Here is a 13,088-nt window from a genome sequence, read left to right on the forward strand (position 1 = left end):
GGCCGCATGTTCGGATTGATACGCCTTCCCATTCTGCTGCTGATCGCCTTTATTGTGGGCGTGTTCTTTGAGCGCAACAATCAGCGCGAAGCCTGCGAAGGGCTTGGAGAGTGGAGAAACGGGATCTGTTTGACGACGGGGGCTGCCAATGAATGATCTGATCTGCGTCGGCAGCGTCGCGGGGTCTTATGGTGTACGCGGTGAAGTGCGCCTGAAAAGCTTCTGCGCCGTTCCCGAAGATATCGAGGCGTATTCGCCGCTGACGGATGAAAACGGCAAGGAACGCTATCCGGTGGTTCTGACGCGTACGATCAAGAACGGTTTTGCCGCCCGTCTTGGCGGGGTTGAAACCAAAGAACAGGCGGATGCGCTGAACGGTTTGCGCCTGTTTGCGCGGCGCGATCAGTTGCCCTCGTTACCCGACGACGAATTCTATCACACAGACCTGATCGGGCTTGAGGTCTATGACACCGGCGGCACCCTGCTGGGCAAGGTCAAATCCGTGCAGAACCACGGGGCCACAGACCTGCTGGAACTACACGGGCCGGGCCTGAAGGCGACGGTTCTGCTGCCGTTCACGATGCAGGTGGTGCCAACCGTCGATCTGGAACAGGGCCGCATCGTGGCCGACCCGCCCGAAGGCCTGATCTGATGCGACGTGTTCTGCTGCATCTGGGTTTTCACAAGACCGGTATGACGGCAGCACAGTCCTTTCTGCACGAAAACCGCGAGCTGATCTGGCCGCATTTCGCTCTGGTTCTTCCCTATAAGACCCGCAAGGCCGGGTTGAACGAAGCGGCCACGCGCCATTCGATCTATCGTCTGGATGACACGCTGGCAGGGTTTGGCGGTCAGCTGCACACGTTTTTCGACGGTCTGGATTTCGGAGCACGCCGGGGATTGATCCTGAGCGAAGAGAATTTTCTGGGCCTGCGCCCCAGCAGGAACAAAAGCGAAGGATACGGAGCCGCACCCGAACTGGCGGAAACGGTTGTCAGCGTGCTGCGCCGCCGTCTGGTGGGCGAAGAAACCGACATCACCGTCTACCTGTCGTTGCGCAATCGCGATGCGTGGTTGCGCAGCCTTTGGGCCCACGATCTTCACCTGTCGCGCATGGTTCAGGACCTGGACGGCTTTTGCGCCGATCTTGCGCATCTGCCATCGCTACAGGACACGGCGGACCGGATCAGGGACCGGTTGCCAACTGTCACGGTACGGACCGCGTGGATGGAAGCGCTGAAAGGCCACCACCTTGGATTGGGCGCACCATTTGCCGAATTTCTCGACCTGCCACCCGGGAAATCGGCGCGGCTAGTGAAGCCCGCGCATGAAAGCCCTCAGCTGTCCGACGACGTCCTGAGGGAACTGCTGGCCCTGAACCGATCATCGCTGGACGAAACGGCGTTGATCACTCAGAAAAAGGCCCTGATTCGAACCGCCCAACATGAACTGGCCCGCCAGAAATGACTGACAAACCCGGCAAATCCCATGGTCGCAAGGCGATCCGGGCCACGCTGAAACCGCGTGAGCTGATGACACCCACCCCGGACCTGCACGGCGTCTGGAAGGCCAAGATCATCACCCTGTTTCCAACTGCCTTTCCGGGCGTTCTGGGAGAAAGCCTGACCGGCAAGGCCCTGCAAGAGGGGTTGTGGCAGCTGGAAACCGTGGACTTGCGGCAGTTCGGTGTCGGCAGGCATCGCAACGTGGATGACACGCCTGCCGGGGGCGGCGCGGGTATGGTTTTGCGGCCCGATGTGTTGGGCGAAGCCATCGAGCACACCATGGCGGGCATTCAGGGCAACTGGCCACTGATTTACCTCAGCCCGCGCGGGCGGCGCATGGACCAGCGCATGATGCAGACCCTTGCGCGCTGCGATGGCATGACCCTGCTGTGTGGCCGGTTCGAAGGCGTGGATGAGCGCGTGCTGGAGCATTACGGTGTGCAGGAGGTCTCCTTGGGGGATTTCGTGATGACCGGTGGTGAGATTGCGGCACAGGCCCTGATCGATGCCACGGTGCGCCTGATCCCCGGCGTTCTGGGCAATCAGGCCTCGACCGAAGAGGAAAGCTTTTCCTCGGGCCTGCTGGAACATCCGCAATACACCCGCCCGGCGGATTGGAAAGGCCGCCCGATACCAGAGGTTCTGATGTCGGGCCACCACGGCCGCATCGCCGAATGGCGTCACAAGATTGCTGAGGATATAACCCGCGAGCGGCGCCCGGATATCTGGGCCGACTATGCAAAATCCCGGTCGGATTCGTCTGAGTGACAGACCGAATTGTTGCAGACATGCCGCAGGTTCTGTGTTTGCCAGAATTCTATTTGCAGTTGATCATCTTCCAAAATATGCACGTTTGAAAGCCCTGCGTTTTCAGTGCCTTAAAACGAAAGACTAATTGCATTATGAAGAAGTTATTGCTTGGCGCTTTTCTGGTTGCCTCTGCCTGTACGACCAAACCACTGGGGATGTCCGTTCCAACGCAAGCCGGTCACAATCTGCATTCGGCGCGGGTAGCGGTCGATTCCTGTTCTCTGGAAGCTGACGAAGGCGGAAACAGCGCCGTCATCGGGGGATATGCAACGAATATCCTTTTATGGGGTATCCTCATCGGCCCAGCGATTACCGCCCCGATCCAGGACGAACTGCGCACGCAGGGCGAAATCGATCAGGTGGACCGCTGCCTGCAAGAGCGCGGTTTCGAACGCCGGGAACTGAGCGCAGGTGAATCGTTCTGGGTGCGCAACGCCTTTGGGGAAGAGCGTGAGCGCCGGTTGGACCATCTGGTTAGCGGCGGCACCATTGAAACCTACGGCGCACCAAAGACCTAACCCCCGGCCTTCCATCTGGCCCAGACGTCTGGCGTGCCATTGAAAGTGTTGATGTCCACCCGGCCCTGAACGCCCGGCACCAGACCAGTGCCGGTATATTGCCAGAATCGCCAGACCGCGCGGGGATAGACAGTGCGTGGGTGGCCTGCGACCGATCTCAGCCAGAACTCGGTCTTGGGCAGGCGCCCGATATCGGTGTCTTCATAGAAATCCACCGTGGTATAGACGATCGGGCGGCGGCCATAATGTCGTTCGAGAATGTCCAGAAAATGCTGCGCCTCGGCCCGGACGGTTCTGCCATCGGGGCGCAGCGTGCAGGTCTTGGAATGCGGCGTCCATTCCATATCCAGCACATGCGGCAGGTCTGCCCCTTTGGGCACGTTCTGGATGAACCAGCGGGCCTGTTCCCGGGCCGAACGGCAGAAATAATAATAGTGGTAGGCGCCCCAAGGCACACCGGCCGACTGCGCGCCGCGGCGGTGATCGTCGAACAGGGGATCTGCCACGTCGCCGCCTTCGGTCGCTTTCAGAAACACAAAGCTGACACCTGATGCCCGGGCCGTGCGCCAGTCAATCGGCCCCTGCCAGCGTGACACGTCAAGGCCATGGATCGGGTATTGTCCGGGGTGGCTCCCTTCCCAGTCATGGGGATCCGCGTCGCCAAAATCGGGGTAGATCACAAGTGGTGCTGTCCTGTCCACGCCCGGAACGGGTTCGACTGCCTGAGGTTTCGGGCCGCCTCGACCGCAAGACATCAGCGCAACGGCCGTTATGGCCAGCATGAATGCCAATCGCATCATAGGGTCCTGTCTGAAATATCTGCTCATATTATTTGCCTCAGAATGCCTGATCTGGCCCGCTTGGCAACGCCTTAGTTTCAGGCTGGCGGATTCCTACCGGCCTGTTGGGCAAGTCAGGGCGTTTTTCCCTTGATCCCTGCCTGCAATACCCTTAAACGACCGCAATCCGGTGCCGCGTTCTGCGACGCCGGTGTTTTGGTTTGCACCATGGCGTGACGTCCCGTTTTCTTCGGCAGGGATGCGCCGGGTCAGGCCAGACCAAAGGAACATTCGATCTGACCTCTGGCGGGCTGTACGCAGGACCCGGTGAAGACCAAGAGCTCTCAGGCCGTGCCCAACTTCGTGGACTAACCACGAGCAGATAGGAGAAACTGCGATGGACCTGATCGCACAGCTTGAGGCGGAACAGATTGCCGCCCTGGGGAAAGACATCCCTGATTTCAAAGCCGGTGACACTATCCGTGTCGGCTATAAGGTGACCGAAGGGTCGCGCACCCGTGTGCAGAACTACGAAGGCGTCTGCATCGCGCGCAACAACGGCAGCGGCATTGCCGGTTCGTTCACCGTTCGCAAGATTTCGTTTGGCGAAGGCGTGGAGCGTGTATTCCCGCTGTATTCGACCAATATCGACAGCATCACCGTTGTCCGCCGCGGCCGCGTTCGTCGCGCCAAACTGTACTATCTGCGCACCCGTCGCGGCAAATCCGCGCGTATCGCAGAGGTTTCCAACTACAAGCCCAAAGCTGGCGCCGAAGCGTAAGGAGCGGAAAGATGAAAAAAGACATCCATCCCGATTATCACGTCATCGACGTCAAGATGACCGATGGCACCATCGTTCAGATGAAATCCACCTGGGGCAGCGAAGGCGACCAGCTGGCACTGGAGATCGACCCTTCGGTACACCCTGCATGGACCGGTGGTTCGTCGCGCCTGTTGGACGCTGGCGGCCGCGTGTCGAAGTTCAAGAAGAAATACGAAGGTCTGGGTTTCTAAACCTTTGCCAAAGTCTTTCAAAGGAAGGTCGCCAAAGGGCGGCCTTCTTTCGTTTCAGGCCCCTTTTTTCCCCGGTTTCTGATCCTTTGGTTTTGTAAGTTCAGCCGCGTCGTGCAATGGCGGAACCGGACCGCGCAACAGAAGCAGCGCGATCACCAGCCCGATACTGGCGGCGATCGCGGCCATGAGCATCGCCGCATCAAAGGCATTATCCCGCAGATCACGCAGCGCCCCGGCCAGCGCTGAACCAGTTGACGGGTCAAGCCCGGCAATCAGCTGTTCCACCTGTGTTGCCGTGCCATGTGTCAGGGCGCGCGCAAGGTCGTCGCGCTGCGTCGATCCGGCGGGCAGCGCGGTGATGACTTCTGACAGGCCCGAGCGGATGGTCAGAGCTTCGGCCAGACCGCCGACAACCGATCCCATCGTGGCCCCGAAATACAGGAATGCGTTGATCACCCCGGACCCCTGTCCGACATGTTCGTCGGGCAGCAACCGAAGCCCAAGACGGGGCAGCAACGAAAAACAGATGCCGATGCCAACCCCCACAATGATCAGTTTCCACCAGATTTCAGCATAGCTGTCGATGTTCGAGGTTGTTGTCAAAAGCAGGAAGCCGCAGGCCATCAACCCCATTGCAGCACTCACCGGCCATTGGAAACTGTATGGCGCAAGCAGGCGCGGCGCGGTGACGGAAATGACAAACATGCTCAGGCTCAGCGGTAGGATTGCCACGCCCGCCTCAACCGGTGAATAGCCGAACGCATCCGGGGACTGGACGAACACGTTGAAGTAGACAAAGAAACAGAACAACGCAAATCCCGCAAAGAACATCCCCGTTGCTGCCATAAGATAGCGCGGGTGCCGGAAGTACCGGAACTCGACCAGCGGATCGTCGCTGCGCCGCGAGGTAATAACCAGACAGACAGCCGCCAAAGCGGCGACACCTAAAGGAACGATGGTCAGGGCATTGTCCCATCCGTGTGCCTCACCGTTGCTGAGTGCGAAAGACAATGGACCCAGCAGCAACACAATGGCAATCGCCCCTGCGGTATCGAATTTCGCACCCTGAAGGCGCGTATCCGGGACATAGTTTTTCCTGCTGACCTGCAGGCCGATCACAAACGCAATGGCAAGCAGCACAAGGTCTGTGGCGAACACCCCGCGCCAGCTTAGAAAGTTGGCAAAGCTTCCCCCGACTATGGGCCCGACGCCTATCGCAAGGCCCACGATTGCGCCCCACACACCGGTTACGCTGGCCCGTTGTTCCTCGGGCGTTGCGGCGGTCAGCAGGGACAATGAGGTGCCGAACAGGGCCGCAGCCCCTGCCCCCTGCGCGCCACGCCCGATCAGCAGCATCGCTGCATTCTGTGAAAACAGCACAGAAGCAGAGCCACAGGCAAACACGATCATACCAAAGAAAAAGACACCCATCTTGCCCGTGATATCCCCAAGCCGACTTACAATCGTCACAAGGGTCGCACTGGCCACCGTATAGATCGCCATCACCCATTGCAGACCCGAGGGCGTCAGATCGAACTCGGCCTTCAGATATGGAAGGATGGTCGCAACAGCGGTTGTGTTGAAGCCAACAACCATCATGCAAATGGCCGTCATTGCAAGAACGACGCGTGAACCGCCTGAACTGTCCGCAGCAGTGTCCGGCATGCCTATGCCCCTTTCACCTGCTTTGAAGATGAACCGAAGAGGACCCGTGCAAAGCCTGCAAGGTTATTCGGTGGAAATCTGTTTGGTATTTAACCAAATTTTCCGCCCCCCGCATAGTTTTCACGATCCGGACCAAGCGGCGTCACCGCGAAAGGACCCTTTGGGAGGGCGATCTGTACATGTGTGAATCAGGCAAACGGCGCGATTGATTCCAGTGCGGATCGTTGCAGGCAGCGGTTGTTCAAGATGTTTGGGACTAGGCGCCGACACGGCGATATCGCTGCCAAGACCGTGATCGGATAGCCGATCAAGGCAGATCACCAGACTGGTGCCTTCCCGTAACCCGCGCACGGCGCTGTGTTTTCCAAAATAGAGTCCGATAATGCCCAAAAGCGCCGCTTGAGGTTCTTTTCATCGCAGGCGACACAACATATAGTGGGTGCCAACAACGTGTAGTCAAACACGGCAAGACTTGGGAATACAAGCATGGCACATATCATTGTGGTCGGGAACGAAAAAGGCGGCGCTGGAAAATCGACCGTGTCGATGCATGTGGCAACCGCGCTGGCTCGACTGGGGCACAAGGTCAGCACGCTGGATCTGGACCTGCGGCAGCGCAGCCTTGGACGGTATTTCGAGAACCGTAACAACTTTCTGAAAAGCTCGGGCCTGACGCTGCCCGGCCCACGCCATCACGACCTGCCCGAGATTGATGCCAGCACGTTGAAACCGGGCGAGAACATTTATGACCACCGCCTGTCTGCTGCCGTGTCGCAACTGGAAAGCGACAGCGACTTTATCCTGATCGACTGCCCCGGCTCTCATACTCGGCTGAGCCAGGTGGCGCATTCGCTAGCCGACACGCTGATCACCCCTTTGAACGACAGCTTCATCGATTTTGACCTGCTGGCGCGGATTGATTCAAAGGGTGAGAAAATCCTTGGCCCGTCCGTCTATTCCGAGATGGTCTGGAACGCCCGGCAATTGCGGGCGCAGGCCGGGCTGAAGCCCATCGACTGGGTCGTTGTGCGCAACCGCGTCGGCACCCAGCGCATGGTCAACAAGGAAAAGATGCAGCGCGCGATCGAAATGCTGTCGCAGCGCATCGGCTTCCGCGTCGCTTCGGGCTTTTCCGAACGGGTGATCTTTCGCGAACTGTTTCCCCGCGGCCTGACCCTGCTGGACCTCAAGGATATTGGCGTCAAACAGCTGAACATCTCGAACATCGCAGCACGGCAGGAACTGCGCGACATGATGCGAGAGCTGAACCTGCCGGGTGTCGAAGTCGATTTCTGATCAGCTGTATTGGGGGCTGGGACGCGGACGAAGCGGATATCTATCGTCAATGAATGTCGTTCTGGTGTGCGGGAACTCTTGGCACATCAATCGCCAAGGAACTGACCCATTTACATTCGTGGTCATTACGAGCAGCGACGATCCGGTCTTCAACATGACTTGCCTCCCAAACAGCAACGCATTCCAATCCAAGGCACTCGCTCAGAAGCGCTGGCCGTTCCCAGCCTTGCTCCGCAAAGTCTGAATGATAAAGCGAAAGAGCCCCGGAAACATTGTCCTGCTTGAAACGGTAGTCTTCCTTCATCACATCACTTCGAGGCTCAACCCAGCCAACTTTCAGCCAAAAACCTCTGCTAATAACGTCACGGTAGACAAAGGACTTGAACAATATTGGTAGGTGAATCAGATCTTTGATTGCCGGGCGCTCTGAGAAATATCCTTCAAAAACCGCGACGAAATACTCTTCCCCAAGTTGCCCATATGCCCAACAGTTTTCAGCTATTGGAATCTCAACTAACGCCCCAGCTTGCCAGCGCTGCCGTTTTGTAGCTTGGCCTCTTTGTGCTCGTAGAAAGTTATTCGTGCCCATGCTTCGTGCATCGCACGCTCAGCACCTATTCTCAATGTCAAAGAAGGCCTCAAACCAGCCCTTCGTTCAAGGCCTCACTGCCCTCGAACATCCGCTCCAACCCGCCGTTCTTGTCCGGCAGAACAAATGTGCTCCCTCACGGCTTTCAGCTTTGGAACCGCTGAACGGAGCAGCCTCGGTTTCACCCGGTAACTGATGGCCCGCCGGGACTGTATACCGTGAACAGCTCTTTGGGTTCGTTCACCCCGCGCAGCATGTAGCGCCCGACCGAGATGAGGTCTTGCGCGCAGGGGCGTGCCGCGACCGCGACGTCGTCCGAGATCAGGATTCGCTGACCCAGCGACCGGTGCATTCCCGCGATGCGGGCGGCCTGATTGACGGCGGGGCCGATCACCGTGAAATCCAGCCGTGTTTCGGACCCGATATTGCCATACAGGATTTCGCCGGAATGCAGGGCCAGCGTGAAATTCGCAACCGGCAGCCCCTGCGCCTGACGTCTGGCGTTCAATTCATCCATACGGGCTTGCAGCAAGGGCACCGCGCTGAGCGCGGCACGGGCGTCCTCGTCGATTTCGCCGACATCGAACATGGCCATCAGCCCATCGCCCATGAATTTCAGGATATTCCCACCCTTGTCGTGCACAACGCCCACGGCCACGGCCAGGTAATCATTGAGCATGTCGATGATCTCGTGGCCCGGCAGGTCTTCTGACAGGTTGGTGAACCCTTCCAGATCGAAATTCCAGATCACCGCATCGATCTGCTGCAATGATCCGCGACGAATCTCACCCGACAGGACGCGGCGCCCGGCATCACGACCCAGATAGACCCGCATCAGGTCTTCGGTCAGGTTCTGGTTCTTGGCGGATTTGAGCGCCAGCCCCAGATGCGGCAATACCGCATGAATGTGCCTGAGATCTCTGTCATCAAACCCGGACGGCGCATCGCTGGTCCAGGACATCAGGACGCCATCACTGACCTTTTTGGTACCGTCGGGGCGCATCTTTCCCGCCCCCTCATACGAGATGCCGGTGGCATAATAATCGGTCGCCCCAACCTCTCTCAGGTCGTTCAACAATGGAAAGCGGCTGGGTTCATTATGGTCGACAAGTTTGACCCGGATTTCATCCAGATCCTCGTTCAGCAGCGCATAAAGCGGGCTTTGTTGCCACATTTCGCTGGGCGTATCCGTGTTTTCAAACTTCTCGGATTCACCGCCGGTGCTTTTGTACCAGCTATATCCGGTTCCGCCATAAACCGGGTGCAAGGTTGACTGCGCCGCATGAAACCGCATCAGCGGAATGCCCATATCGACCAGACTGGTGCAGAACCCTTCCAGCAACTCTTCCTGCCCGGCACCCTCAAGCCCCTTTTGGACCAACCAGTCGATCAGGGTGTGTGTGGATACCTTGGCAGGTTCAAATGACGTCATTTCAAATTCCGTATCAAGCATGACACACATCTGGGGACGGCAGGCGCCAATTACCAGTGGTCAATCCACGCCAGCCAACCGTCGCAACATCTGGCGCAGCAAGGCGGCATCTTTTTCGCTGAACAGACCCGACAGCCTGGCGTCATAGCTTGCGGCCACCCCGTACAAGTCGCGATACACGGCTTGCCCGGCTGGTGTCAGCGTCAGCCATTCCGCCCGCCGATCAGCCTCGTCCCGTGTGCGTTTCAGGTACCGGCGCTCCTCGAGCTTGGCAACTGCACGGCTGATCTTGGTTTTGTGCATTCCGGCCCGTTCACCAATTTCCTTGGCGGTCATTTCGCCAAACAGCCCCAGATGGAACAGCACCCGCCATTCGGTTCTGAGCATTCCGTACCGTCCCTTGTAGACAGCCTGAAATTCCAACGAGGCGCGCTCGGCTGCCTGGTTCAGCAGAAACGGCAGAAAATTCTGCAAGAAAAAGTCATCATTTTTTTCAGATTCGTCGTGTGTCATGCTTGTTAGTTACAAAATCAACTATTAACCGACAAGCAGCAAACGGAGGAATACGTAATGAACCGTCCGACGGATCCGCATTCATTGACGCAAGCAGCGACGCCTGTTGGTACCCATGCCGGTTACATGCCCGGCTTTGGCAACGACTTTGAAACCGAGGCGCTGCCCGATGCGCTGCCGCAGGGGATGAACAGCCCGCAAAGGTGCAACTACGGACTTTACGGTGAACAGCTGAGCGGCACGGCCTTTACCGCCAACCCGCCTGAACGCACCTGGTGCTATCGTATTCGCCCGTCGGTAAAGCATTCGCACCGTTACGAAAAGATCGACTTGCCCTATTGGAAATCGGCCCCGTGCATCGACCCGGACGTGATCAGCCTGGGCCAGTATCGCTGGGACCCGGTGCCGCATTCCGATGAAGGTCTGAACTGGATGACCGGGATGCGGACCATGACGACGGCCGGGGATGTGAACACCCAGGTTGGCATGGCCTGCCACATTTATCTGGTTACCGAATCCATGGTCGACGACTATTTCTTCTCGGCTGATTCCGAGTTGCTGGTGGTGCCACAGGAAGGACGCCTGCGCTTTGCGACCGAACTGGGAATCATTGACCTTGAGCCCAAGGAAATCGCGATCATCCCGCGTGGACTGCTGTACCGGGTTGAAGTTCTGGAAGGCCCGGCACGTGGCTTTGTGTGCGAGAATTACGGCCAGAAGTTTGAACTGCCGGGTCGCGGCCCGATCGGGGCCAACTGCATGGCCAACCCGCGCGATTTCAAAGCTCCGGTCGCTGCCTATGAGGATCGTGAAACCCCTTCGACCGTGACGATCAAATGGTGCGGCCAGTTTCACACCACGAAAATCGGACACAGCCCGCTGGATGTGGTGGCGTGGCACGGCAATTATGCGCCCTACAAATACGATCTGCGCAATTATTGCCCGGTCGGCGCGATCCTGTTTGACCATCCCGACCCGTCGATCTTTACCGTTCTGACGGCGCCCTCGGGCCAGCCCGGCACCGCAAATATTGACTTTGTCCTGTTCCGCGAACGCTGGATGGTGATGGAAGACACGTTCCGCCCACCGTGGTATCACAAGAACATCATGTCGGAACTGATGGGCAACATCTACGGTCAATATGATGCGAAACCGCAGGGCTTCGTTCCCGGTGGCACCAGTCTGCACAACATGATGATCCCGCATGGCCCCGACAGGGAAGCCTTTGACAAAGCATCCTATTCCAATCTGGGGCCGGAAAAGCTGGACCAGACGATGTCGTTCATGTTCGAAACCCGGTTCCCCCAGCACCTGACGCCGTTTGCCGCCAATGAGGCACCGTTGCAGGACGACTATATCGATTGCTGGACATCGCTAGAGAAGAAGTTCGACGGCACACCGGGCAAGAAGTGACCCTCAGACTGGGTTACCCGGACAGCACCCGTCCTGATGGCGATGAACATACCCATTCCGGTTGCAGGCGTACTGTCGCTGCAACCGGAAAACAAAGACGGGGCCTTGGCAGCCGACCTGCCGCAACCGCGCCCGTTCTGGGCTTTGGCGCCTGTCTTTCAGGGGTTATGATCGTTTCGAACCACGTACCAAGTACAACAAAATAGGGGCAAAATATGCCTTTGATGAAATCCTGGGTGGCCTCGGCCAACGACGCGGCGCATCCGTTTCCACTGAACAACCTGCCTTACGGTGTCTTCTCGACTGAAGGCGATGATCCACGCTGCGGTGTGGCCATTGGCGACATGATCCTGGACGTTACCGCGGCCGAAGCCGAAGGCCTGATCACCCTGACCGATGAACCGCTGTTCGATCTGCCGTTCTGGAACCCCCTGATGGAAGAAGGCCCCGCTGTCTGGACCGCCCTGCGTGAGCGGCTGATCAGCCTTCTGGCGGACGGCTCGGACGAACAAAGCAAGGTCGAACCGCTGCTTGTACCACAGGCCGAAGCCGAGATGCACTTGCCCTTCGCGGTCAGCGAATACACCGATTTCTATGCCGGGCGGAACCATGCCTTCAACGTGGGCACCATGTTTCGTGGCCCGGAAAACGCGCTGCCGCCGAACTGGTTGCACATTCCGATTGGTTATAACGGACGGGCGTCCTCGGTCGTGGTGTCCGGCACGGATATCCGTCGCCCTTGGGGACAGCTGAAATCCCCCGATCAGGACCTGCCCGCCTTCCTGCCCAGCCGCCGCTTTGATATCGAGTTGGAGATGGGTGCGATTGTCGGCACGCCCTCGGATGGCCCGATCACGGTTCAGGAAGCTGACGACCACATCTTCGGCTACGTTCTGCTGAACGACTGGTCGGCACGTGATATACAGGCCTGGGAATACCAGCCGCTGGGTCCGTTTCAGGCCAAGGCAACCGCAACCTCGATCAGCCCTTGGATCGTGACCAAGGCAGCCCTCGAGCCGTTCCGCTGTGATACGCCAGCCCGCGAGTTCGCGCTGCTGGACCACCTCAAGGATTGCGGCCCGATGCTTTATGACATCGATCTGGCCGTCACCATGGCACCCGAAGGCAAAGACGCCACGACCATCGCGCGGACCAACTACAACCAGATGTATTATTCCGCCGCGCAACAATTGGCCCACCACACCACATCGGGATGCCCGATGAACACCGGCGACCTGCTGGGGTCAGGCACCATATCCGGACCAACCAAGCCCGAACGCGGATCGTTGCTGGAACTTAGCTGGGGTGGGAAAGAGCCGCTGACGCTGAACACAGGTGAAACCCGCAGCTTCATCGAAGACGGCGACACGATGACCCTGACCGGCGCGGCCAGGGGCGACGGCTATACGATCGGGTTCGGCGACTGCACCGGCACCGTTCTGCCTGCACTCAATTCCCCATTCGAGCGATGACGCACTGAGCTTCATCTTTTCCCAAATACTCCCGCCGGAGGCATCCAATCCCTGCCTTCCGCGCAACCGCAAAAGGACAAAA

At 58.4% G+C, this 13,088-nt stretch carries 16 protein-coding genes; 11 read left to right on the plus strand and 5 right to left on the minus strand.

All coding sequences use genetic code 11. The annotated features are described in order from the left end of the window. The first annotated feature begins 6 nt into the window (after nucleotides 1–6). The 5 genes from ACR0BK_RS11645 (at nucleotide 7) to ACR0BK_RS11665 (ending at nucleotide 2,833) form a co-directional block, all read left to right on the plus strand. Entirely contained in the window at nucleotides 7–156 is a 150-nt protein-coding gene (locus ACR0BK_RS11645) for a hypothetical protein (RefSeq protein WP_209506115.1), read from the plus strand. Continuing rightward, nucleotides 149–652, plus strand: a complete 504-nt coding sequence (gene rimM, locus ACR0BK_RS11650) for a ribosome maturation factor RimM (RefSeq protein WP_480554749.1) — start codon at nucleotides 149–151, stop codon at nucleotides 650–652. The genes ACR0BK_RS11645 and rimM overlap by 8 nt, the downstream gene beginning before the upstream one ends. Continuing rightward, nucleotides 652–1,467: a hypothetical protein gene (locus ACR0BK_RS11655; protein ID WP_480554750.1), complete on the plus strand. Its 816-nt coding sequence runs from the start codon at nucleotides 652–654 to the stop codon at nucleotides 1,465–1,467. Before rimM ends, ACR0BK_RS11655 begins: the two co-directional genes overlap by 1 nt. Then, on the plus strand, nucleotides 1,464–2,273 hold the full coding sequence (gene trmD / locus ACR0BK_RS11660) for a tRNA (guanosine(37)-N1)-methyltransferase TrmD (RefSeq protein WP_480554752.1): 810 nt from the start codon (nucleotides 1,464–1,466) through the stop codon (nucleotides 2,271–2,273). The genes ACR0BK_RS11655 and trmD overlap by 4 nt, the downstream gene beginning before the upstream one ends. Nucleotides 2,274–2,407: 134 nt before the next feature. Then, nucleotides 2,408–2,833, plus strand: a complete 426-nt coding sequence (locus ACR0BK_RS11665) for a hypothetical protein (protein ID WP_480473933.1) — start codon at nucleotides 2,408–2,410, stop codon at nucleotides 2,831–2,833. Here ACR0BK_RS11665 and ACR0BK_RS11670 read toward each other — a convergent pair. Beyond that, on the minus strand, nucleotides 2,830–3,630 hold the full coding sequence (locus ACR0BK_RS11670; protein ID WP_480473934.1) for a glycoside hydrolase family 25 protein: 801 nt from the start codon (nucleotides 3,628–3,630) through the stop codon (nucleotides 2,830–2,832). The genes ACR0BK_RS11665 and ACR0BK_RS11670 overlap by 4 nt on opposite strands. 379 nt (nucleotides 3,631–4,009) lie before the next feature. On the opposite strand from ACR0BK_RS11670, the gene rplS reads away from it, so the two are divergent. Together rplS and rpmE are read left to right on the plus strand one after the other, a co-directional pair. Then, nucleotides 4,010–4,393 (plus strand): 50S ribosomal protein L19, encoded by a 384-nt coding sequence (gene rplS / locus ACR0BK_RS11675; RefSeq protein WP_480473935.1) that lies wholly within the window; start codon nucleotides 4,010–4,012, stop codon nucleotides 4,391–4,393. Between the two features lie 11 nt (nucleotides 4,394–4,404). Beyond that, nucleotides 4,405–4,626, plus strand: a complete 222-nt coding sequence (gene rpmE, locus ACR0BK_RS11680) for a 50S ribosomal protein L31 (protein WP_480473936.1) — start codon at nucleotides 4,405–4,407, stop codon at nucleotides 4,624–4,626. Between the two features lie 54 nt (nucleotides 4,627–4,680). Here the strand turns inward: rpmE and ACR0BK_RS11685 are convergent, their stop codons facing one another. Continuing rightward, complete coding sequence (locus ACR0BK_RS11685; RefSeq protein WP_480554753.1) at nucleotides 4,681–6,291, minus strand: MFS transporter; 1,611 nt, start codon at nucleotides 6,289–6,291, stop codon at nucleotides 4,681–4,683. Nucleotides 6,292–6,777: 486 nt separating this feature from the next. Between ACR0BK_RS11685 and ACR0BK_RS11690 the strand changes: the two genes are divergently transcribed. Next, the gene (locus ACR0BK_RS11690; protein ID WP_480473938.1) at nucleotides 6,778–7,587 is read left to right on the plus strand and encodes a division plane positioning ATPase MipZ; all 810 of its coding nucleotides are present in this window, start codon (nucleotides 6,778–6,780) and stop codon (nucleotides 7,585–7,587) included. 46 nt (nucleotides 7,588–7,633) lie between these two features. Here ACR0BK_RS11690 and ACR0BK_RS11695 read toward each other — a convergent pair whose 3' ends face one another. From ACR0BK_RS11695 to ACR0BK_RS11705, 3 genes are all read right to left on the minus strand, one after another. After that, nucleotides 7,634–8,176, minus strand: a complete 543-nt coding sequence (locus tag ACR0BK_RS11695; protein ID WP_480554754.1) for a hypothetical protein — start codon at nucleotides 8,174–8,176, stop codon at nucleotides 7,634–7,636. Nucleotides 8,177–8,357: 181 nt separating this feature from the next. Beyond that, a complete protein-coding gene (locus ACR0BK_RS11700; protein WP_480473940.1) occupies nucleotides 8,358–9,629 on the minus strand; it encodes an adenylate/guanylate cyclase domain-containing protein in 1,272 nt (423 codons plus the stop codon). A gap of 39 nt (nucleotides 9,630–9,668) precedes the next feature. After that, the gene (locus tag ACR0BK_RS11705) at nucleotides 9,669–10,121 is read right to left on the minus strand and encodes a MarR family winged helix-turn-helix transcriptional regulator (protein WP_480554755.1); all 453 of its coding nucleotides are present in this window, start codon (nucleotides 10,119–10,121) and stop codon (nucleotides 9,669–9,671) included. A 57-nt stretch (nucleotides 10,122–10,178) separates the two neighbouring features. On the opposite strand from ACR0BK_RS11705, the gene hmgA reads away from it, so the two are divergent. Genes hmgA through fahA form a run of 3 tightly spaced genes read left to right on the plus strand, consistent with a single transcriptional unit; the run spans nucleotide 10,179 to nucleotide 13,006 of the window. Continuing rightward, entirely contained in the window at nucleotides 10,179–11,534 is a 1,356-nt protein-coding gene (gene hmgA, locus ACR0BK_RS11710; protein ID WP_267365046.1) for a homogentisate 1,2-dioxygenase, read from the plus strand. A 36-nt stretch (nucleotides 11,535–11,570) separates the two neighbouring features. Further along, complete coding sequence (locus ACR0BK_RS11715; protein WP_480473942.1) at nucleotides 11,571–11,705, plus strand: hypothetical protein; 135 nt, start codon at nucleotides 11,571–11,573, stop codon at nucleotides 11,703–11,705. A gap of 44 nt (nucleotides 11,706–11,749) precedes the next feature. Next, nucleotides 11,750–13,006 carry a fumarylacetoacetase gene (gene fahA / locus ACR0BK_RS11720; protein ID WP_480554756.1) on the plus strand — a complete coding sequence of 419 codons (1,257 nt, stop codon included), beginning with the start codon at nucleotides 11,750–11,752 and terminating at the stop codon, nucleotides 13,004–13,006. Nucleotides 13,007–13,088: the final 82 nt, after the last annotated feature.

Source organism: Ruegeria sp. AF1, assembly GCF_056542125.1.